The sequence below is a fragment of the Marinobacter shunpengi genome, from assembly GCF_045449715.1.
Taxonomy (GTDB): domain Bacteria; phylum Pseudomonadota; class Gammaproteobacteria; order Pseudomonadales; family Oleiphilaceae; genus Marinobacter.
Window position 1 is genome coordinate 124,483 of the sequence record NZ_JBJJLA010000012.1, and the last position, 20,636, is coordinate 145,118.

General features: G+C 61.2%; 22 protein-coding genes and 1 other RNA gene. 6 read left to right on the forward strand and 17 right to left on the reverse strand.

Features of this window, described 5'->3' with window-relative positions:
• Positions 1 to 2: 2 nt before the first annotated feature.
• The 6 genes from ACJO3T_RS07125 to rsmI all read right to left on the reverse strand — a co-directional run bounded on the left by ACJO3T_RS07125 (position 3) and on the right by rsmI (position 5,216).
• Entirely contained in the window at positions 3 to 1,745 is a 1,743-nt protein-coding gene (locus ACJO3T_RS07125) for a peptidoglycan D,D-transpeptidase FtsI family protein (RefSeq protein ID WP_406978154.1), read from the reverse strand.
• 8 nt (positions 1,746 to 1,753) lie between these two features.
• Positions 1,754 to 2,170: a cell division protein FtsL gene (gene ftsL / locus ACJO3T_RS07130; RefSeq protein ID WP_406961291.1), complete on the reverse strand. Its 417-nt coding sequence runs from the start codon at positions 2,168 to 2,170 to the stop codon at positions 1,754 to 1,756.
• On the reverse strand, positions 2,167 to 3,156 hold the full coding sequence (gene rsmH / locus ACJO3T_RS07135) for a 16S rRNA (cytosine(1402)-N(4))-methyltransferase RsmH (RefSeq protein WP_406978155.1): 990 nt from the start codon (positions 3,154 to 3,156) through the stop codon (positions 2,167 to 2,169). The genes ftsL and rsmH overlap by 4 nt, the downstream gene beginning before the upstream one ends.
• Positions 3,153 to 3,605 carry a division/cell wall cluster transcriptional repressor MraZ gene (gene mraZ / locus ACJO3T_RS07140; protein ID WP_406961287.1) on the reverse strand — a complete coding sequence of 151 codons (453 nt, stop codon included), beginning with the start codon at positions 3,603 to 3,605 and terminating at the stop codon, positions 3,153 to 3,155. Before mraZ ends, rsmH begins: the two co-directional genes overlap by 4 nt.
• Positions 3,606 to 4,003: 398 nt before the next feature.
• Positions 4,004 to 4,354: RNase P RNA component class A (gene rnpB / locus ACJO3T_RS07145), an RNA gene on the reverse strand.
• A 40-nt stretch (positions 4,355 to 4,394) separates the two neighbouring features.
• Positions 4,395 to 5,216 (reverse strand): 16S rRNA (cytidine(1402)-2'-O)-methyltransferase, encoded by an 822-nt coding sequence (rsmI, locus tag ACJO3T_RS07150; RefSeq protein ID WP_406961285.1) that lies wholly within the window; start codon positions 5,214 to 5,216, stop codon positions 4,395 to 4,397.
• Between the two features lie 173 nt (positions 5,217 to 5,389).
• Here rsmI and ACJO3T_RS07155 point away from each other — a divergent pair, with 173 nt between their 5' ends.
• Genes ACJO3T_RS07155 through ACJO3T_RS07165 form a run of 3 tightly spaced genes read left to right on the forward strand, consistent with a single transcriptional unit; the run spans position 5,390 to position 8,407 of the window.
• Positions 5,390 to 7,411 carry a penicillin-binding protein activator gene (locus tag ACJO3T_RS07155; protein ID WP_406978156.1) on the forward strand — a complete coding sequence of 674 codons (2,022 nt, stop codon included), beginning with the start codon at positions 5,390 to 5,392 and terminating at the stop codon, positions 7,409 to 7,411.
• 1 nt (position 7,412) lies between these two features.
• The gene (locus tag ACJO3T_RS07160; RefSeq protein WP_406961281.1) at positions 7,413 to 7,820 is read left to right on the forward strand and encodes a YraN family protein; all 408 of its coding nucleotides are present in this window, start codon (positions 7,413 to 7,415) and stop codon (positions 7,818 to 7,820) included.
• The gene (locus ACJO3T_RS07165) at positions 7,817 to 8,407 is read left to right on the forward strand and encodes an SIS domain-containing protein (protein ID WP_406961279.1); all 591 of its coding nucleotides are present in this window, start codon (positions 7,817 to 7,819) and stop codon (positions 8,405 to 8,407) included. Before ACJO3T_RS07160 ends, ACJO3T_RS07165 begins: the two co-directional genes overlap by 4 nt.
• A 58-nt stretch (positions 8,408 to 8,465) precedes the next feature.
• On the opposite strand, the gene ACJO3T_RS07170 is transcribed toward ACJO3T_RS07165, so the two are convergent.
• The 11 genes from ACJO3T_RS07170 to ACJO3T_RS07220 form a co-directional block, all read right to left on the reverse strand.
• On the reverse strand, positions 8,466 to 8,879 hold the full coding sequence (locus tag ACJO3T_RS07170) for a ClpXP protease specificity-enhancing factor (RefSeq protein WP_406962359.1): 414 nt from the start codon (positions 8,877 to 8,879) through the stop codon (positions 8,466 to 8,468).
• Between the two features lie 72 nt (positions 8,880 to 8,951).
• Positions 8,952 to 9,581, reverse strand: coding sequence for a glutathione S-transferase N-terminal domain-containing protein (locus ACJO3T_RS07175; RefSeq protein WP_406961277.1), 630 nt, complete (start codon positions 9,579 to 9,581; stop codon positions 8,952 to 8,954).
• A gap of 108 nt (positions 9,582 to 9,689) precedes the next feature.
• Positions 9,690 to 10,445, reverse strand: a complete 756-nt coding sequence (locus tag ACJO3T_RS07180) for a cytochrome c1 (RefSeq protein ID WP_406961275.1) — start codon at positions 10,443 to 10,445, stop codon at positions 9,690 to 9,692.
• On the reverse strand, positions 10,442 to 11,674 hold the full coding sequence (locus tag ACJO3T_RS07185; protein WP_406961273.1) for a cytochrome b: 1,233 nt from the start codon (positions 11,672 to 11,674) through the stop codon (positions 10,442 to 10,444). The genes ACJO3T_RS07180 and ACJO3T_RS07185 overlap by 4 nt, the downstream gene beginning before the upstream one ends.
• Positions 11,674 to 12,270, reverse strand: coding sequence for a ubiquinol-cytochrome c reductase iron-sulfur subunit (petA, locus tag ACJO3T_RS07190; protein ID WP_406961271.1), 597 nt, complete (start codon positions 12,268 to 12,270; stop codon positions 11,674 to 11,676). Before petA ends, ACJO3T_RS07185 begins: the two co-directional genes overlap by 1 nt.
• A gap of 243 nt (positions 12,271 to 12,513) precedes the next feature.
• The gene (rpsI, locus tag ACJO3T_RS07195; RefSeq protein ID WP_406961269.1) at positions 12,514 to 12,906 is read right to left on the reverse strand and encodes a 30S ribosomal protein S9; all 393 of its coding nucleotides are present in this window, start codon (positions 12,904 to 12,906) and stop codon (positions 12,514 to 12,516) included.
• Between the two features lie 12 nt (positions 12,907 to 12,918).
• Positions 12,919 to 13,347, reverse strand: coding sequence for a 50S ribosomal protein L13 (gene rplM, locus ACJO3T_RS07200; RefSeq protein ID WP_406961267.1), 429 nt, complete (start codon positions 13,345 to 13,347; stop codon positions 12,919 to 12,921).
• Positions 13,348 to 13,557: 210 nt separating this feature from the next.
• Positions 13,558 to 14,346, reverse strand: a complete 789-nt coding sequence (locus tag ACJO3T_RS07205; RefSeq protein ID WP_406978157.1) for a TatD family hydrolase — start codon at positions 14,344 to 14,346, stop codon at positions 13,558 to 13,560.
• A 30-nt stretch (positions 14,347 to 14,376) separates the two neighbouring features.
• A complete protein-coding gene (gene prfC, locus ACJO3T_RS07210; RefSeq protein ID WP_406961263.1) occupies positions 14,377 to 15,963 on the reverse strand; it encodes a peptide chain release factor 3 in 1,587 nt (528 codons plus the stop codon).
• 106 nt (positions 15,964 to 16,069) lie between these two features.
• Positions 16,070 to 16,576, reverse strand: a complete 507-nt coding sequence (gene rimI, locus ACJO3T_RS07215; RefSeq protein WP_406961261.1) for a ribosomal protein S18-alanine N-acetyltransferase — start codon at positions 16,574 to 16,576, stop codon at positions 16,070 to 16,072.
• Positions 16,576 to 17,424 (reverse strand): hypothetical protein, encoded by an 849-nt coding sequence (locus ACJO3T_RS07220; RefSeq protein ID WP_406978158.1) that lies wholly within the window; start codon positions 17,422 to 17,424, stop codon positions 16,576 to 16,578. Before ACJO3T_RS07220 ends, rimI begins: the two co-directional genes overlap by 1 nt.
• A gap of 409 nt (positions 17,425 to 17,833) precedes the next feature.
• Between ACJO3T_RS07220 and paaG the strand changes: the two genes are divergently transcribed.
• From paaG to paaK, 3 genes are all read left to right on the forward strand, one after another.
• Positions 17,834 to 18,625, forward strand: coding sequence for a 2-(1,2-epoxy-1,2-dihydrophenyl)acetyl-CoA isomerase PaaG (gene paaG, locus ACJO3T_RS07225; RefSeq protein WP_406978159.1), 792 nt, complete (start codon positions 17,834 to 17,836; stop codon positions 18,623 to 18,625).
• Between the two features lie 66 nt (positions 18,626 to 18,691).
• Positions 18,692 to 19,141 carry a hydroxyphenylacetyl-CoA thioesterase PaaI gene (paaI, locus tag ACJO3T_RS07230; RefSeq protein WP_406961256.1) on the forward strand — a complete coding sequence of 150 codons (450 nt, stop codon included), beginning with the start codon at positions 18,692 to 18,694 and terminating at the stop codon, positions 19,139 to 19,141.
• Between the two features lie 54 nt (positions 19,142 to 19,195).
• Positions 19,196 to 20,506, forward strand: coding sequence for a phenylacetate--CoA ligase PaaK (paaK, locus tag ACJO3T_RS07235; protein WP_406961254.1), 1,311 nt, complete (start codon positions 19,196 to 19,198; stop codon positions 20,504 to 20,506).
• Positions 20,507 to 20,636: the final 130 nt, after the last annotated feature.

Genomic DNA, 20,636 nt, shown 5'->3' on the forward strand with positions numbered 1-20,636 from the left:
ACCTACCCTCGCTCCCCGGACTGGCCGGGCGTCTGGGCGGCCGCTTCCACAGCGGTCAGCTCTGGTCTCACATTCAGCAGCCGCAGGGCATCGCTCATAACGCGGGCGAACACCGGTGCGGCGACTTCACCACCGTAGTAATCTCCTCCCTGCGGGGCGTCCACGGCCACCACAGTCACAATTCGCGGGTTGTCCATGGGCGCCATGCCGGCAAAGATGGCCTTGTACTGGCTGTCCTCATAGCCGTGTGCGCCCACCAGGTGCACGGTGCCGGTCTTGCCGCCAGCCGTGTAGAGCGCCGGGTTGGCACGCTTTCCGGTGCCGTTCTCCACCACTTCCTGCAGCATGTCACGGACCTGGGCGGCCACGGTTTCCGACATCACACGCTGCCCGACAGCGGGCTCGTCCCGGCGGTTCAGTGTCACCGGGTAGCGGGTGCCGCCGTTGGCCACCACCATGTAGGCCTGGGCCAGTTGCAGGGCATTCACGCTCATGCCATAGCCATAGGACAGGGTGGCCTCCTCCACGGGACGCCAGTCGCTGGTCATGGGCAACACCCCGACCGCCTCACCGGGGAAACCGATACCGGTAGGCTGGCCGAGGCCCAGATGAAAATAGAAGTCCCTGATCACATCCCCCCCGATATCATTGGCGATCATGCTGATGCCAACGTTGCTGGAACGGGAGATGATCCCTGTCATGGACAGCTGTCCGTAATTGCGATGATCACGGATGGTAAAACGCCCGAAGCGACGGTAGCCCGGCGACGTATCGATCATTGAATCGACCTGGTACTCCCCGGACTCCAGAGCCGCCGCCATGGCCAGAGGCTTCATGGTGGAACCGGGTTCGAAGAGGTCCGTGAGCGCCTTGTTGCGCAGCTTCTCGGGGCTCAGGGATGCCCGATCGTTGGGGTTGTAGGATTGCTGGTTAACCATGGCCAGAACCTCACCCGTGGACACGTCCAGCATGACCAGGGTTCCGCCCCGGGCATCATGGGCCTGAACCACCGCCTTGAGCTCACGGTAAGCCAGGTACTGCAGGCGCAGGTCAAGGCTTAGGGTCAGGTCCTTCCCGGGCTTGGCATCACGGATCAGAGACAGGTCCCGGATCAGGCGGCCGCGGTTGTCCCGAAGCACGCGCTTGCGCCCGGGAACGCCACTGAGCCACTCATTATACGACAGCTCGATACCTTCCTGACCCTGTTCATCAATATTGGTAAAGCCCACCAGATGCGCGGCGACCTCACCGGTTGGATAGTACCGTTTGTACTCCTGACGACTGTACAGCCCCGGAATTTCCAGCCCCAGGACCTCCCGTGCCAGGGACGGCTGGATCTTGCGACGGACATAGATAAACTCCCGCGAGGAATAGTCCCGCAGGCGCTGGCGCAGCCGTGCCTCGTTGATACCCAGCAGGCTGGCCGCCGTGGTAAGGCGAGGGTCGTCCGGGTCCACCTCGCCGGGGTTGGCCCACAGGGTCTCCACCGGCGTACTGACCGCCAGGGGCTCACCATAGCGATCGGTGATCATGCCACGGTGGGCATCAATACTGTCCACGCGGATGGTGCGGACATCCCCCTGCTGACGCAGGAATTCCTGGTCCACCACATGCAGGTCCACCAGCCGCCATCCCAGCACCGCTGTCACCATCAGGAATACCCCCAGTACACAGCCAAACCGCCAGGCCTGGAGCCCGGCGGCGACTTTCTGCATGAGTGTGACGGATTCCTGATTCCGGGCCATGATCGACTCTATCTACCTGCGGCTATCGCCGATCCAGTGCTGGCATAGGGCACCAGTACTATGTGTTCCTGGCCGGGCACGACCATATCCAGTTCCTCCACGGCCTTATGCTCAATCCGGCCGTGAGCACTCAGGGCACTTTGCTCCAGCAGCAGCTGACTCCACTGCCGCTGGTAACCGTCCCGCTGTGCCTGTAGTTCCGCCAGGGTGTTGTACAACTCCCGGTTCTGGTGGGCGCTGACCGCCACGCCAATGGCCGAACCGATCAGCAGCGCCGCCAGACCCAGGGTGACCACCACCCGGGGCTCTGACAGAGCGTGAAAAATCCGCGCGGACAGTTTCAGCGCGTCGGACACCCGCGTACGCACGTTGTCCCGGGTCAGTACCGGCGCCTTTGCCGGCTTTTCCAGTGTGACTGCACTCATTCCGATGCCACTCCCTTATCGTCGGCACGGCGCTCAAGAACCCTCATCACGGCGCTACGTGCACGGACATTTTCCTGTATCTCGGGCTCACTGGCCTTCAGGGCCTTGCCCACGGTCCGATAGGGCGGCTCCACCTCTTCCGCCCGCACCGGCAACCCGCGAGGCAACTGCGGCCCGCGGGAAAGATCCCTCATGAACCGCTTGACGATCCGGTCCTCCAGGGAATGGAAACTGATCACTACCAGCCGACCACCCGGCGCCAACAGTTGCACGGCCTTTTCCAGGCCTGACTCCAGGTCTTCCAGCTCACGGTTGATGAAGATCCGCACCGCCTGGAAGCTCCGCGTCGCCGGATGCTTGTGCTTTTCCTTCTTCGGAACCGCCTTCCGGACCAGCTCCGCAAACTGGCGTGTAGTGGCCAGTGGCTCCTCGGCCCGTTGCTGGACCACGACCCTGGCAATGCGGCGGGAAAAACGTTCCTCACCGAAGCGCCAGATCACGTCGGCAATCTCCTTCTCCGCCGCAGTGTTCAGCCATTCCGCCGCACTGGGCCCTCGGGACGTGTCCATCCTCATATCCAGGGGGCCGTTACTCATAAAGCTGAAGCCGCGTTCCGCGTCATCCAGCTGGGGCGACGATACGCCCAGATCCAGCAACACCCCGGTCACGGACCCGGCTTCCCAGTCCTGCCTGGACGCTGCGTCATCCATATCGGCGAATGAACCGTGATAAACGACGAAGCGGCCGTCTTCGGCCGCCAGAGCTTCACCAAACCGGACCGCCTCCGGGTCCTTGTCGATGCCGATCAGCCGGCCATCGCCCTCCAACCGCTTCAATATCAACCGACTGTGACCACCGCGACCGAAGGTGCCATCGATAAAACGCCCCCCGGGCTGAACCACCAGCAGGTCCACCGCCTGGTCCAGCAACACGGAACGATGAAGCGACTGCCCCGCCTCCGGGTCGAAGGAGCGCCCGTCGATCATAGCGACAGGGCCTCCATTTCCGGCGGCATTTCATCGTCATCATCGGACTCATCCAGCCAGGCGAACCAGCGCTCCTCACTCCAGAGCTCCAGCTTCTTGCCCTGACCAATCAACATAAGTTTCTTCTCCAGTCGCGCGTAGGAACGCAGCGTGGGTGGCACCAGCACACGACCGGCGGAATCCAGTTCAAGGGGAGTGGCATGGCCGAGGATCAGCCGCTGAAGTCGGCGGGCCTTCCGGTTCATGTTGGGAAGCGCGAGCACCTGGGAGCGCACATTCTCGAAGACCGGCTCGGGATAGATAAGAAGACAGCGCTCCTCATCGGCATTGGCTGTGAGCACGATGCGACCATTGCACTCATCCTGGAGTTCTTCACGCACACGGGCAGGAATCGCCAGGCGACCCTTTGCGTCCATGTTGATTGCGTGACTGCCAAGAAAGTTGCTCATCGCTCAAGGTGCAGACCCTGCTGCCGCTCCTACCTGTTATGTGACTTCCCGCTGGTGAGTTCTCACACCATGACCCACCGGCCACCACTACTGAACCACCACAAACCACGATTTTCCACTTTTTCCCACTTCTGCACACTATAGGAACACGCCTACCACAATGCAAGCGCTAAAAAGAGCGCGCACATTACGAAAGTTTCTTTAATGACAAGGGGTTAGCGGGGAACAAAAAGGATATACGGAAAGAGACGGGGGAGAACTTCCGGCAAATCAAAAGCCTGCAAAAACTTTCGGAGAAAATGAACGAAGTCTAAGATTTTTTTGCTATATAAAATCCTGTCGTAAAACTACACATCCCACATTACGACAGGGCTGACAATATCTTAATGAAAAAAGGAAAGGAGAGCTCGCCGATAAGCCGGGTTCTGTCGTGGACAGTCATTCATCTAGGGCCTGCGTTGCCACAGACCTCAAGCAACCTACCCGAGTCCAGCGCGGGCCACGCCATAGGACTCCTATTTGGTCTTGCTCCAGGTGGGGTTTACCATCGCCGTGGACTGTTGCCAGCCACGCGGTGCGCTCTTACCGCACCATTTCACCCTTACCGGCGCCCGAAGGCGCTTAGGCGGTATACTTTCTGTTGCACTTTCCGTCGGCTCGCGCCGCCCAGGCGTTACCTGGCACCTTGCCCTGCGGAGCCCGGACTTTCCTCCCCCGGCGATACCGGCGGCGACTGTCTGGCGAGCTCAGGCGAGACCATACCCCCGCACCGGGAGCGGCGCAAGGGATTTATCGGGAATCACGGAGTTCCAGGGCCCGCTGGTACAGTTCGTTGCGGGAGCGCCCCGTCAGTTCCGCGGTAATCCTGGCCGCTTTCTTTACCGGCAGCTCCGGCAACAGAAGGGCCAGCACCTGGTCGGCATCAACAGCGGAACCCTCTTCCTGCACGGGCGGAGCCCCAGCCACCATGACCACATACTCCCCCTTGCCTGCATTGGGGTCACCCTCAAGCCTGACGAGAACATCCGCCACCTGCCCCGGGTAGAAGGTTTCAAAGGTCTTGGTCAGCTCCCGCGCCAGCACTACCTCCCGGTCGCCACCGAAGACCTGCGCCATATCCGACAGCAGATCGCGAATACGGCGGGGCGATTCATAGAACACGAGGGTCGCAGTCTCCCGGGACAGGGCAGCCAGCGCCTTGCGCCGGCCAGACGCCTTGGCGGGCAGGAAGCCTTCGAACAGGAACCTGTCCGTGGGTAATCCGGCCGCACTCAGGGCCGCCACCATGGCGCAGGCCCCCGGCACGGGGCTGACCCGGATACCCCGCTGCCGCGCCTCCCTGACCAGCACATAGCCGGGATCGGAAATCAGCGGCGTACCGGCATCAGATATCAGCGCTACCGATTCCCCCTGTCCGATACGGTCCAACAGTGCCGACGCCCGCTCCCGCTCATTGTGGTCATGCAGGGCCCACATGGGTTTGTGTATACCCAGGTGCTGCAGCAGCCGGCCGCTATGGCGGGTATCCTCCGCTGCCACCAGGTCAACCTGCCCCAGCACCTGCCCCGCGCGGGCGGTGAGGTCATCCAGGTTGCCGATGGGTGTTGCCACGATGAAAAGTGTACCGACGGGCGTCAATGTCGCTTGATCCGCTTCCAACCCAAAATCCCCGCTATGAAACTGTGAAATGGCCGCCAAGCTGGTAAACTTGCAGCCCCTGACACGACCAATTAGAGAGACACTATGCCGGCACCGTGCCGGCACCTCAAGGAGCCCTGCCTGATATGCGTTGTCACCTCCCGAACCTGCGTCGCCTTGCCGTGGCATCCACATTGACTGCCCTGCTGGCCAGTGGATGCACACCCATCCAGTTGCAGGACAGTTCCCTGCAGTCTGCGGGCGATGCCCTGTCGGCGGCCCAGGAACTCTCCGCCGGACTGGAAAGCCAGCGTTTCCTGCTACGGTCAGCCGCCACCTTCCAGGAGCGTGGCGAGCACGAATATGCCCGCGAGGTACTGCTCAGCACGGCCTTTGACGAGCCCGAACCGGAGGTGGCCGACCAGTACCTGTTGCTGAGCATGGACAGCGCCGTGGCACTTGAGGACCGGGAGTGGGCTGCCGACCTGGTGGCCGCCATGCCCGAAACCCAGTACCAGCAGTACCCGGAGGACCTCCAGGCCAGGGCTGCCCAGCTTCAGGACGACGCCTACAGCCTGGCCCAGGCTCCGCTACCATCAGCCCGGTTCCTGATGAACATCCAGCCGGAACTGCTGGGCATTGACCGCCAGCAACTGAACGACCGCATCTGGCAGACCCTGAAGGAAACCCCGGACGCCGCCCTGAATGACACCGCCACATCCGCCATCGGCTTCGAAAACCAGGGCTGGTACGAACTGGCGGCCACCCTCCGGCAGCCAGGCATGAGCCTGGAGGCCCAGGGTCACGCCGTGCGTAACTGGCGCTTCAACTGGTCAGGCCACCCCGGTGCCGAAACCGTCCCCACCGAGCTGGCCCTGCTGACCCAGGTACTGGAGCAGCGCCCGGAGCGCATTACCCTGGCGCTCCCCCTGTCCGGACCACTGTCCGCCGCCGGTAATATGGTTCGTGAGGGCTTCCTGGCTGCCTACTATGCCGCCGAACAGGAAAGTGCCCAGGCAGCAGTCACCACCAACGACAGTGCCGGCAACGGTGCCCAGGTGACCGCAACCAGAAACAATGAAAGCAGCAGCGACCAGGACACCGCCCTGGAGGGGGATGAAGGAAACCGCCGCGCACAGCCCCCCGAGCCGGCCACCCCGTCAAACACGTCCATTACCATCGTGGACACCAATGGCCGCCCCTTCGAGGAGGTCCTACCGGAATTGCTGGCCAGCGACCCCGACCTGATCGTGGGCCCCCTGGCCAAGGATGAGGTCGCGGCCCTGGCCAGCCGCTCCGATCTCCCCGTGCCGGTACTGGCCCTGAACTACGCACCCGAGCAGGACGGCCCCACACCGGCGCAACTGTTCCAGTTCGGCCTGTCGGTGGAGGACGAGGCCCGCCAGATTGCCGAGCGGATTGTCGAGGATGGTGTCGGCCAGGCCCTGGTGCTGATTCCCGAAGGCGACTGGGGAGACCGAATCGCATCGGCCCTGGAAGAACGCATGCAGGAACTCGGTGGTATTATCCTGGATATGGAACGCTACTCGGAGGAAGACAACTTCCGGGATGTGAGCGCCGAGCTGCTGGGCATTAATATCAGCCGCGAACGGGCTATTGAACTGGAGCGGACCATGGGCCTGAACATCGAGTTCGAACCCCGTCGTCGCCAGGACGCGGAATCCATTATCATGGTGGCGGAACCGATGATCGCGCGGCAGTTCAAGCCCCTGTTCTCCTTCTACTACGCCAACGATGTGCCAGTGTTCTCCCCGTCCATCATCTACAGCGGACGTCCCTCCCCGGCTCGTGACCGGGATATCAATGGCGTCTACTTCACCGACCTGCCCTGGATACTGGACCGGGAACCCGAGTTCCGCCAGCAGGCCTACGAGTCGTTCGACAATCTGGACGGCCCTCTGGGCAGGCTCTTTGCCATGGGAGCCGACGCCTGGACCCTGAGCATCAACCTGCCGCTGATGCAGCAGATAGCCGACAGCCGGGTAACCGGTCATACAGGTGAGCTCTGGCTCGATGCCAACAACCGGGTTCACCGCCATCAGATGTGGGGCGTGTTCGACGAAGGGGAGCCCGTTATCGCCTCCGAACAGGACGAGGACGATAGCGAGCCTGAAACCGGAGAAGAAACGGACAGCGTGATAAACTGAAATGACGGCCAGGGAAGGCAAGCAGGAACGACAGGGAGCGGCCAGCACCCGCAAGCAGCAGGGCCACGAGGCTGAAGGCGTGGCCGCACGCTACCTGACCAGTCGCGGCGTTACCATCGTGGATCGCAATGTACACAGTCGTGGTGGTGAGATCGACCTGATCGGCTGGGATGACCGGACGCTGGTGTTTTTCGAGGTAAGGTTCCGGAAACGGGGCGGCCTGACGGACGGCGCCGGCTCCATCGGCTGGCGCAAGCAGCAACGCCTGGTAAGGGCGGCCACCTACTACCTTCACCGTCACGGACTCTGGAATCACGACAGCCGGATCGATGTCGTGTCCATCGCCCCGGGCGATACCCACAAGTACCGGATTCAGTGGATCAGGAATGCTATTCAGGCAGAACCATGAGTAACAGCGAAGACGATGTCAGTCAGTGGTTTGCTGACCACATGGAGCACACGGCCATGGCTGCCAGCCTGGCCACGCCCCTTATCCCTGACGTGGCGGACGCCCTGGTCAGGACGCTTCTGGGTGATGGCAAGATCCTGGCCTGTGCCAATGGCAACGCCAACACCATTGCCCAGTACTTCTGCACGGCACTACTGGGGCGCCTGAACCAGGACAGGCCGGGCTTACCGGCCATCAACCTGGGGGCCGATGCCACCACCTATTCCGCCATCTGCCGGGACAACCGGTTCAATGACACCTTCGCTCGCCAGGTAACAGCCATAGGCAAACCCGGCGACACTCTCGTGGTGTTCGTGGATGACGGCCACAAGGCGAATCTGATCCAGGCCATCCAGGCGGCCCACGACCGCGAGATCGGCGTTATCGTCATCAGCGCCAAGGACAAGACGGACATCAGCTCACTGCTGCAGGCCCAGGACCTGGAAATCACCCTCAACGATCTGGACCCAGTCGCCGCCACACCGATCATGATACTGATCACCGGCGCGCTGTGCCGCCTGGTCGAACAGAACCTGTTCGGCGGTTAGAAAAAGGGGGAGTGGCTGACCGGCCGGAACGCCAGCCAGTCAGCAAAGAGAGGTTCGCCTATTTGACGACCTTGAGGCTGGGCCGACCGCTGGGGCGCCCGGAATCATCTTTTGTATCGCGCTCAGACTCCCGGGACTTGCCTCCATCCGGGTCGGGTGATCCCGGCTCACTGCCAAAGACCATACCCTCACCGTTTTCCCGGGCATAGATGGCCATCACTGCCGGCAGCGGGATGTAGACCTGCATCGGCACGCCACCAAACCGGGCACTGAACTCCAGGGCCTCATCACCGATAGCCAGCGCCTTTACAGCCGATGGGCTGATATTGAGCACAATCTGCCCGTTCGCCACATGGTCAGCGGGAACCTGCACTCCCTGGATACTGGCGTCCACCACGATATGAGGCGTGCAGTGATTATCCAGTATCCACTCGTTGAAAGCCCTGACCAGATAGGGACGGCTGGACGTCATTGTCACCTTGTGTTCAGACACATTGCTCTCCCGGCTTTCGGGGTACGACACCATTGGCGGCGTACCCGTCCATTAACTGCGGATGTCTTCTTCCAGGTCCGACAGACTTGCCTTGAACCCTTCACGGGCAAAGATCCGGTCCATGTACTTGGTAATCGGCTTCGCCTGCTTGGCATCCAGCTCAATACCCAGTGACGGCAATCGCCAGAGGATCGGTGCAATGCAGCAATCGACGATAGTGAATTCCTCGGACAGGAAGAACGGCATTTCGCCGAACAGCGGCGCGGTGGCTTGCAGGCTCTCCCGCAACTCCTTGCGGGCCGGATCCGATGATTTCGCCGAAGGCTCTGCCAGGATCTGGTCCACCAGGCCACACCAGTCCTTCTGGATGCGATGAATCATCAATCGGCTGTTTGCCCTGGCCACCGGGTACACTGGCAGCAGTGGTGGATGCGGGAAACGCTCATCCAGGTACTCCATCATGATGTTGGGCTCATAAAGCACCAGGTCACGGTCCACCAGGGTCGGCAGGGCATTGTACGGATTCAGGTCCGCGAGCTCTGACGGCGGATTGTCCGGATCTACATCCACAACGTCGACGGTGACACCCTTTTCCGCGAGCACGATACGAACCCGATGGCTGTAATGGCTGGCAGGGTCCGAGAAAAACGTCATTGATGACCTCTTGGTCACAACGCCCATAGAACGACTCCAAGATAATAAGACAGATAGCGACTGCTGAACGCAAAAAACCAGCGGGCCAGAATTTGGCCCGCTGGGTCTTGTCAGCGTCAATTATACGCTAAAACGTCAGTGCACGTCTTTCCAGTACTCACGGTTCAGCAGATAGGCGAAGATAAAGAACACCGCCACAAAGATCAGAACCAGAATACCCAGACGCTCACGCTCGACCTTGACCGGATCACCCATGTAGGACAGGAAGTTGGTCAGATCGTACATGGCCCGGTTGAACTCGGCGGGCTCCATGCTGCCTTCGATGGCCCAATCGTCGCAGATATCGGTGCCACGGACGTTACCGCTGAGCGGATCAACACTGGCGTTGGTACCGACTTTAGGCGGCACGGCGCAGAGACCCTGCAGGTCCACCAGCACGTGGGGCATACCCACGTTCTCAAAAACGGCATTGTTCACACCCAGCGGCCGGGTGTCGTCCTTGTAGAAGGCACGGAAATATGAGTAGAGCCAGTCCTCACCCCGAACCCTGGACACCAGGGTCAGATCAGGCGGAGCACTCCCGAACCAGTCGGCAGCAGCGTCCTTGTCCATACCGATTTCCATCAGCTCGCCGATCTTGGCACCGGTGAAGATCAGGTTCTCCTCCATCAGTTCCGCCGGAATGCCCAGATCATCGGAAACCCGCTTATAGCGACCGTACTCCAGGGAGTGGCAGCCCATGCAGTAGTTCATAAACATGGCTGCACCCCGCTGCAGGGAGGCATCATTGGTATGATCCGGCTCCATCGTGTCCAGAGGTACACTGGGGCCGGCGGCCAGCGACAGAGCCGGCAGGACTGTCATGAAAAGACCCAGAATCAGTTTTTTCATCCTGTCACCCTCTCTGGTACTGGCTTGGTTTTTTCCCAACGCGTGTAGAACGGCATGAGAATGAAGTAGAGGAAATACAGAGTGGTCAGCAGTTGTGCCACCATCGTACGGCCTTCAGTAGCCGGCACGATGCCCAGATAGCCCAGGATAATGAAGCTTACCGCCAGGATGATCAGGGCAACCTTGCTGATCCAGCCCTTGTAACGGATGGAGCGCACGGGACTGCGGTCCAGCCACGGCAGCACAAACAGGATGGCAATGGCGGCACCCATCACGACCACACCCCAGAACTTGGCATCCAGACCGAACAGGTCCACGGTTACCGCACGCAGCATGGCGTAGAACGGCGTGAAGTACCATACCGGGGCGATGTGATCCGGTGTCTTCAGAGCGTTGGCCGGCTCAAAGTTCGGCTTTTCCAGGAAGAGCCCTCCCATCTCCGGGAAGAAGAACACCACCACAAAGAAGACAAAGAAGAACACGGCAACACCAAGCAGGTCGTGAACGGTGTAGTAAGGATGGAAAGGAATACCATCTTTAGGCACACCGTTCTCGTCCTTGTTCTTCTTGATGTCGATACCGTCAGGGTTGTTGGAACCCACTTCATGCAGCGCCAGGATGTGCAGGACCACCAGCCCCAGCAGGACGATCGGCAGCGCCACCACGTGCAGGGCGAAGAAGCGGTTCAGGGTGATACCGGAGATCAGGTAGTCACCACGAATCCACAGGGACAGGTCGTCGCCGATCACGGGGATGGCGCCAAACAGGTTAACGATGACCTGGGCCCCCCAGTAGGACATCTGCCCCCAGGGCAGCAGGTAGCCCATGAAGGCCTCGGCCATCAGCACCAGGTAGATCAGCATACCGAAGATCCAGATCAGTTCCCGGGGCTTCTGGTAGGAGCCGTACATCAGGCCACGGAACATGTGGAGGTACACCACCACAAAGAAGGCCGACGCACCGGTGGAATGCAGGTAGCGGAGCAGCCAGCCCCACTCCACATCACGCATGATGTACTCGACGGAGGCGAAGGCGCCCTCCGCAGAGGGGTTGTAGCTCATGGTGAGCCAGATACCGGTAACAAGCTGGTTGACCAGCACGAGCATGGCCAGTGAACCGAAGAAGTACCAGATATTGAAGTTCTTGGGGGCGTAGTACTTTGCCAGGTGCTTGTTCCACGCCTCGACGACCGGAAGACGCTCGTCGACCCAGTTGATTAGCTTATTCATTACGCAGCCCCCTCTGGATCCAGACCGACGGTCAGGGTGTTTTCGTCGTCAAAACGATGGGGCGGCACCTCCAGGTTGGCCGGAGCCGGCTGGTTGGGATAAACCCGACCGGCGAGGTCGTACCGGGAACCGTGACAGGCACAGTAGTAACCGCCGAGCCAGTTCTCCCCCAGATCGGCCGGAGCCACTTCCGGACGGAACTGGGGAGAGCAACCCAGGTGTGTACAGATGCCAACCAGCACGGAGTACTGATCTTTCAGGGAGCGGAGTTCTCCCTCGATATAGTCTGGCTGAGCGGCATCCTCGGACAGCGGGTCTTTGACCCGGTCGTCCATTTCGCGGATTTGCTCGATCATTTCATCGGTGCGGCGGACAACCCAGACCGGCTTGCCACGCCATTCAACGGTCATCTGCTGACCAGGCTCAAGCTTGCTGACATTGACGGTGACCGGTGCGCCAGCAGCTTCCGCCTTGGCACTGGGATTCCAGGACGCCACAAACGGAACGGCCGCACCGACGACGCCGACACCCCCAACCACCGAAGTCGCGCCGATCAGGAAACGGCGTCGGCCCTGGCTAACGTCGCCATTGTTCATTATGGTTTTCTCCCATCAGGCAATGCGATTACCGCCCTTCAGGCCGCTCACACATTGAAAAAGGACTTCACAACCCAAAATTATAAGCGCACAAATGGTAATGAAATTACCCGCACCTTACAAGCGGATAACCGGCAGCCAGGCCACAAAGCCAGCCTGCAGCCATGCTAGCACCTGCTCTCGACCAACCATAAAAAAACCCGGCACGGGACCGGGTTTTTCCGAAAAATCCGTGGACCGGATTTAACGCTTGGAGTACTGCGGACGCTTACGCGCCTTGCGCAGACCCACTTTCTTCCGCTCTACCTGACGGGCATCACGGGTAACGTAGCCGGCCTTGCGTAGTGCCGGACGCAGGGTCTCGTCGTAATCCATCAGCGCACGGGTCAGCCCGTGACGGATCGCGCCGGCCTGACCACTGGTGCCGCCACCGGCAACGGTGATCTGGATATCGAAGCGATCGGTGGACTCAGCCACTACCAGCGGCTGACGAACGATCATGCGCAGGGTCTCACGACCGAAGAACTGCTCAATGGTACGACCATTGATCGTAATGTTACCGCTTCCCGGCTTGATAAAGACGCGAGCCGTGGAGTTCTTGCGGCGACCAGTACCGTAATTTTGTGTTACAGACATATCCGCCTTCCGTTAGATGTCGAGTTCTTTGGGCTGCTGGGCTGCATGGGGATGCTCAGCACCGGCATAGACTTTCAGCTTCTTGAACATGGCGCGGCCGAGGGGACCCTTCGGCAGCATACCCTTCACAGATTTCTGGATAATCTGCTCCGGCGCCTTGTCTACAAGCTTCTCGAAGTTGATGGACTTGATACCACCGGGGAAGCCGGTATGGCTGTAGTACATCTTGGCCTGAGCCTTCCTGCCACTGACCTGGATCTGGCTGGCGTTGATCACCACGATGTAATCGCCAGTATCGACATGAGGGGTGTACTCAGGCTTATGCTTGCCCCGCAGACGACGGGCGATCTCGGTTGACAGACGACCCAGCGTCTTGCCGGCTGCGTCTACAACGTACCAGTCACGCGTTACGGTTTCTGGTTTCGCACTCAGAGTCTTCATTGAATCCGCCTTGAACGCTACAAAAATAAACGTTTAAAAACCTCTATGCCGGCGATGTGGGAGTGACGCCAGACAAGGTTTTATACCTGTTGGCCGGGGCGCCTTGGGCGCTCCCGGACCGGGACAATGTCGTTCGGGGCTGAGCCGACATTATCCCCATGAAAAGCCAGGGCGCGGAGTATATACGAACCTGTTGCCGATTCCAAGCCTTTAGGGAGCCTCTCCGCAATAGCCAGACCACCGATAGAGCCGGCCGGTGTTGCGCGTTAAGGCCGCGGCCAGCGACACCTCCGGCTGGCCCACGAGACCCGCCAGGGCTGTCAGTATTTGCCGAAGGTTAGCGGGCTCGTTCCGATCCTTGCCGACACCAGCCGGCGCCATGTCCGGCGCATCCGTCTCCAGAACCATGCGATCCACGGGCAACCGGGCCACCGCATCACGGGTCTTGCGGGCCCTGTCGTGGGTGATCACCCCACCGATACCCAGGAAACAGCCCAGGTCCACCAGCGCCCTCCCCTGTTCATAGCTGCCGGAGAAGCCATGTACGAGCACCGGCACATCCGGGCGCCGGCGCCTGAGGACGGCAGCCACCTCGTCATGGGTACGGACGGAATGGATAACCAGGGGCATATCGAGGGATTTCGCCAGGTCGACCTGGGCTTCGAACCACGGCATCTGGCTATTCAGATCCCCGTGCAGACGATCAAGGCCACATTCCCCCACGGCGATGCAACCAGTTTCGGCCTGACGCAGACGACGCTCCAGGTCGTCCATGGCGGCCTGGTCATGCTCACCCACAAACCATGGATGGATACCCAGGCAGCACCACCACTGGTCGCACTCCGCCGCCACCCGGATAACCCGGTCCCAGTCGGCGCGACGGACGCCAGGGATCACCAGCCGCTCAACTCCCGCCCGACGGGCCCGCTCCCAGACCCCGTACCTGCGCCCGTCAAACGCCGGAAAATCGAAATGGCAGTGGGCATCCACCAGTCGCATGCATCCCTCCGGATTGCGTGGTTGCCGCTATCAGTGTTCCCGGGTCTTGTGGAACCGGACGTCCGGGTGCCGCTCCTGGGCCAGTTGCAGGTTGACCATGGTGGGAGCAATGTAGGCCAGCCGGTCCGCCCCGTCCAGCGCCAGGTTGTCGTTGGCCTTGCGCTCGAATTCATCCAGCTTGCGGGGGTCGTCGCAGGTTATCCAGCGGGCGGTGGCCACGTTGATCGGCTCATAGATGGCATCCACCTTATACTCACTCTTCAGCCGGGCAACCACCACATCAAACTGCAGCACACCTACGGCGCCGACAATCAGGTCGTTGTTGCGCATGGGCCGGAATACCTGAACGGCACCTTCCTCGGACAACTGGATGAGCCCCTTCTGCAACTGCTTGGTCTTCAGCGGATCCTTCAGGCGGATGCGGCGGAACAGCTCCGGCGCAAAGTTCGGAATACCGGTGAACTTCATGTCTTCTCCAGCGGTAAAGGTATCGCCGAGCTGGATGGTGCCATGGTTATGGAGCCCGATGATATCGCCAGCGAAGGCCTCATCGGCATGGGCCCGGTCACCGGCCATGAAGGTCAGGGCATCGGAAAACCGCACCTCCTTGCCGATGCGTACATGCCTTGCCTTCATGCCCTGGGCGTACTTGCCGGAGACGATCCTCAGGAAGGCCACCCGGTCCCGGTGCTGGGGATCCATGTTCGCCTGGATCTTGAACACAAAACCGGAGAAGCTGTCCTCGGCGGGCTCCACGGTGCGGCTGTCGGTTTCCCTGGGCAGCGGCGACGGCGCCCACTCCACCAGCCCGTCCAGCATATGATCGACACCGAAGTTGCCCAGGGCGGTACCGAAGAAGACCGGGGTCAGTTGTCCGGCCATGAACATCTCATGGTCGAACTCGTTGGACGCCCCCTTCACCAGCTCGATTTCGTCCCGCAGGTCGTCCGCGTAGCTGCCAAGCACCTCATCCAGTTCCGGATTATCCAGACCGGAGATAACGCGCTTCTCCTGGATGGTGTGCCCCTGGCCAGTGTGATAAAGGATCACTTCATCCCGCAGCAGGTGATAGACGCCCTTGAAGCTCTTGCCCATGCCAATGGGCCAGGTAATGGGGGCGCAGGCGATCTTCAGCACGTCCTCCACCTCATCCATCAGCTCCACCGGATCGCGGGTATCCCGGTCCAGCTTGTTCATGAAGGTGAGGATGGGCGTATCCCGCAGGCGGGTGACCTCCATAAGCTTGATGGTCCGGTCCTCGACACCCTTGGCCGCATCAATCACCATCAGGCAGGAGTCCACGGCCGTGAGGGTACGGTAGGTGTCCTCGGAGAAATCCTCGTGCCCCGGCGTATCCAGCAGGTTGACCAGGCGACCGCCATAGGGGAACTGCATGACCGAGGTGGTCACGGAGATGCCCCGCTCCTTCTCCATTTCCATCCAGTCCGACTTGGCGTGCTGGCCGGATTTCTTGCCCTTGACCGTGCCCGCCTTCTGGATCGCCTCGCCAAACAGCAACACCTTCTCGGTAATGGTGGTCTTACCGGCATCCGGGTGCGAGATAATGGCAAACGTGCGCCGGTTTGATACTTCGCTGGCAATCTTACTGTCGGACATAGCCTCACACTTGCGTTAACGGGTGATTCTGGAATAGAGACCGGAACTTCCGGAGCTGGTCAAAAGGCGCGCATTTTCGCCGATCAGGCACCAGGATACAAACGCTTCAGGCAACCGGATTGGCTGGCCCGGCCAACCCCAGGGCCATGACCAGAGCATCCTCCCGGGCAACGCCGTCCGGATAGTAGCCCGGGCGCTTGCCAACCACCTGGAATCCCTCGGAAAGGTAGAGCCCACGGGCCACCTGATTACTGACCCGTACCTCGAGCACCACCCGTTGCAGCCCCTGCTCACTGGCGCCCCTGAGCAATACCCGCAACAATTTGCGGGCCAGGCCACGACCGCGACTGGCAGGACGCACGCACAGGTTCAGGAGGTGGGCCTCATCATGGAGCACGGCAAGCACCCCATAGCCCTCCAGCCGGCCTTCCCGTTCGATACCCAGTATGGCGTAGCCGGAACGGAAACTATCCCGGAAAACACCCTCGCCCCATGGGCTGGCATAGCCGAGACGCTCGATCTCGAGGATATCGTCCACATCCGACTCGGTCAGAGCCCTCACCCCCTCACTCATGCGGAGCATATCGCCGAGGGTCTGCACCAGGGCGGACATTACGCCCGCCCGATCTGTTGCAGGGCCTGCCATAGCCGCCGCTTGCCGTCGGGATCCGATGACAGGGCCGCCAGACTCAGGGGAAAGGACACCGCCGCCTGGCCAAGCGGCGCGCAAAGCTTATCCCATACACCCGTTGCCGCCTGGGCAGAGTCCTCCGGCACCAGCCCCAGCCATACCTGTCTTGGCCGCGCCACGGTTTCAGCCATTGCCGACAGCACATCCACCGCTCCGGCCGCATCGTTCCCGGGCACCGCCGGGTTACTGAACACCGGCCAGCGAACTTCCTCCCGGCCCGCAACGTCCTCGCCAAGGGCCTTGAGGATGTTGGTCGCCAGCCGGTCTTCCAGGGCGCGACTGGCATTATCAGGGCAACGACTGACCAGCAACCACTGACCACCCAGCCAGAATCGCCAGTGGAAGGCGACCGCCTCTCCGGCGAGGGCATCGCCGGCCTGGTGCCGTGACGCCTGCTCCTCGGGTGCATCAGCCTGCGGTCCGGCGTCAGCCTCCTGACGGATCACTTCCCCGCCGGAATCCGCCGCAACCCCGGCTCCCCCATCAACAGCAGGGGCGCTGTCATTATCGGTCCTGGCGCCAGGGCGACTGGCCGTATCCGCCATCAACCCCTGCAGGCGTGCCAGCCCCTGGCGGGATACCTCCGAAGCGGGCCGGGGTGCTCGGGCAACCGGTGTCTCCGACACGGCCTCCGGCACGTCTGTCGCGATCCCACCCGGTTCATCGAAGTCGAAATCCGGACTGGGGGCCGCCCCCGGCAACGGCGCACGGGCGTACCAGAGCCTGACTCCGGCCACTCCCATGGCAAACTGTCGCTGGGCTTCGTTCATTCCTCGCTCCTCAATACGCCTGGTCCAGTGTCCCCGGGACGCTGGCGCAAACAGTCCGACGCCGACCAACGCCGTGAAACAGCCCATCAGTATAGCAGCGCCCTCCGTCCACCGTTACCCCTCCCGCCACTCCCGAAAACAACAACCAGTAACCAAAAATAAGATCACAATCCTGTATCACGAACTCATTGAGCGCCCTGAACAAGCACTCACCCATGGAAGCGTAGGTCATTGTTTTAAAATTGCTTTTAAAGGAACCCCTGTTATTCCTGACGATTATCAAAACCACACACTAAGAGCAAAAGCGATACGCAATCTCGATTCAAGATTATTGACTAGTGTCAATTAGGACCTATACTGAGAAACATACTGCGCTTGTATAAAGCCACAAGAACAATCGGAGCACACCATGCCAGAAGACAGCATCCTCCTTGCCATCGAGCAGGGGGTAGCCACCATCACCCTCAACCGCCCCCAGAGCCTCAACAGCTTCAATGCCGACATGCATGAAGCCCTGCGCAGGGCCCTCGATACAGTCAGGGGGGATGACTCCGTGCGGGTACTGATACTCACCGGCGCAGGCCGGGGATTTTGCGCCGGCCAGGACCTGGGTGACCGCAATGTGGCGCCCGGCGACAACGCCCCCGATCTCGGCCATTCCATCGACACCTGGTACAACCCGCTGATCCGCACCCTGAAGGACCTGCCGGTTCCGGTCATCTGTGCCGTCAACGGCGTTGCCGCCGGCGCTGGCGCCAATATCGCCCTGAGTTGCGACATTGTGCTCGCCGCCCGTTCGGCCAGCTTCGTGCAGGCCTTCTGCAAGCTTGGACTGGTACCGGACTCCGGCGGCACCTGGATCCTGCCCAGGCTGGCGGGCATGGCCCGTGCCAAGGGCATGGCCCTGCTTGGGGAGAAAATCCGGGCCGAACAGGCGGAAGACTGGGGGCTGATCTGGCGTTGCGTGGATGACGAAGCCCTCACCGAGGAGACCGATAAGCTGGCCACCCATTTTGCCAGTCAGCCCACCGCCGGCCTCGCCCTGATCAAGCAGGCACTCAACGCCAGCACCACCAATACCTGGGACGAACAACTGGACCTGGAGCGGGACCTGCAACGCCAGGCAGGCCAGAGCGAGGATTACCGTGAGGGCGTCGCCGCCTTTATGGAGAAGCGCCAGCCGGAGTTCAAGGGGCGCTGATCCGCCCACCCGGACGAATCAACAGCCCCGCCAGCGGGCCCACAAGCACCAACGGGACACAGAACAATGACTCAACCCGATCCCCAGACCCTGGCCAGGGAATGCGCCGATGCCATGTTCAGCCGGGACTACGCCAGCCAGAACCTGGGCATGGAGATCGTCGCCATCGGGCCGGGCACGGCCACCCTGACCATGACCGTGGACGACCGCATGATCCAGGGCCATGGCATGTGCCACGGCGGCTACATGTTCACCCTGGCCGACTCCGCCTTCGCGTTCGCCTGCAACACCTATGACCTGGCCACCGTGGCCGCCGGTTGCAGCATCGAGTACATGGCCTCCGCCCGCAAGGGCGACCAGTTGACCGCCCGGGCGATCGAACGGGCCCGGGGCCGTCGCACCGGAGTCTACGACATCGAGATCACCAACCAGGACGGCCGGACCGTCGCCCTCTTCCGGGGCAAGTCCCACCAGGTCCAGGGCAGCGTTCGCGATACCGGCGATCCACAGGAATAAACGCCAGACGGACCAGCAGAATTTGTTAATAAGTCCAACAGCGGGAAAACAAACATGACAATACCCATGCAGAAAATCGGCCCCCTCGACCCCCTGGAAACCGCCAGCCTCGATGAACTGCGCCATGTGCAGTTACAGCGCCTGCGCTGGAGCATCAATCACGCCTATACCAATGTGCCCTTCTACCGGAAGGCGTTTGACGACATCGGCCTGAAGCCAATGGACATCAACAGCCTGGAGGATCTGGCCAAGGTTCCGTTCACCATGAAGAACGACCTGCGGGACAACTACCCCTTCGGCATGTTCGCCACTCCCATGGAGCAGATTGTCCGGGTGCACGCCTCCAGCGGCACCACCGGCAAGCCCACCGTGGTGGGCTACACCCAGAAGGACATCGATACCTGGGCCAGCGTGGTGGCACGGTCCATCCGCGCCGGGGGCGGCCATGCCGGTGACAGGGTCCACGTGGCCTACGGCTACGGCCTGTTCACCGGCGGCCTGGGCGCCCATTATGGCGCCGAGAAGCTGGGCTGCACCGTCATCCCCATGTCCGGCGGCCAGACCGAGAAACAGGTCCAGCTACTGAAGGACTTCCAGCCGGACATCATCATGGTGACGCCGTCCTACATGCTCAACCTGGCGGACGAGATCGAGCGCCAGGGCATCAACCCCCATGATCTGCCCCTGCGCCTGGGCATTTTCGGCGCCGAACCCTGGACCAACGCCATGCGCCAGGAAATCGAGGAACGCCTGGGTATCGATGCACTGGACATCTACGGCCTGTCCGAGGTCATGGGCCCGGGCGTGGGCATGGAGTGCATTGAAACCAAGGACGGCCCGACCATCTGGGAGGATCACTTCTATCCGGAGATTATCAACCCGGACACCGGCGAGGTCCTGCCGGACGGTGAGTACGGCGAACTGGTCTTCACCACCCTTACCAAGGAGGGGCTGCCCATTCTCCGTTACCGCACCCGCGACCTGACCCGCCTGCTGCCGGGCACCGCCCGCCCCATGCGCCGGATCGACAGGATCACCGGCCGCAGCGACGACATGCTGATCATCCGTGGCGTTAACGTGTTCCCCAGCCAGATCGAGGAGCAGATCCTGCGGGTGGACGAACTGTCTCCGCACTACGAGATCGAGGTCTACCGGGACGGCAACCTGGATTGCATCGATATCCGCTGCGAACTGAAACCGGACAACAGCAGCGCCGACAGCAACCAGCGCGAGGCGATCAGCAAGACGCTGGCCCACAACATCAAGTCTTTCATTGGTATCAGCACCCGCATCGACATTACCGAGCCGGGACGGCTGGCCCGCTCCGAAGGCAAGGCGAAGCGGGTCTTCGACCGGCGCAAATAAGCACCGGTAAAGCTTCATCGTGGAGAAGAGCGACCATCGGTAGCTCTACAGCCCTTGCCCCGTTTTTACGGGGCTTTTTTCGTCCCGGAACTCAAACCGATAAACACAGTAAATGGAAATCATGCTTTCT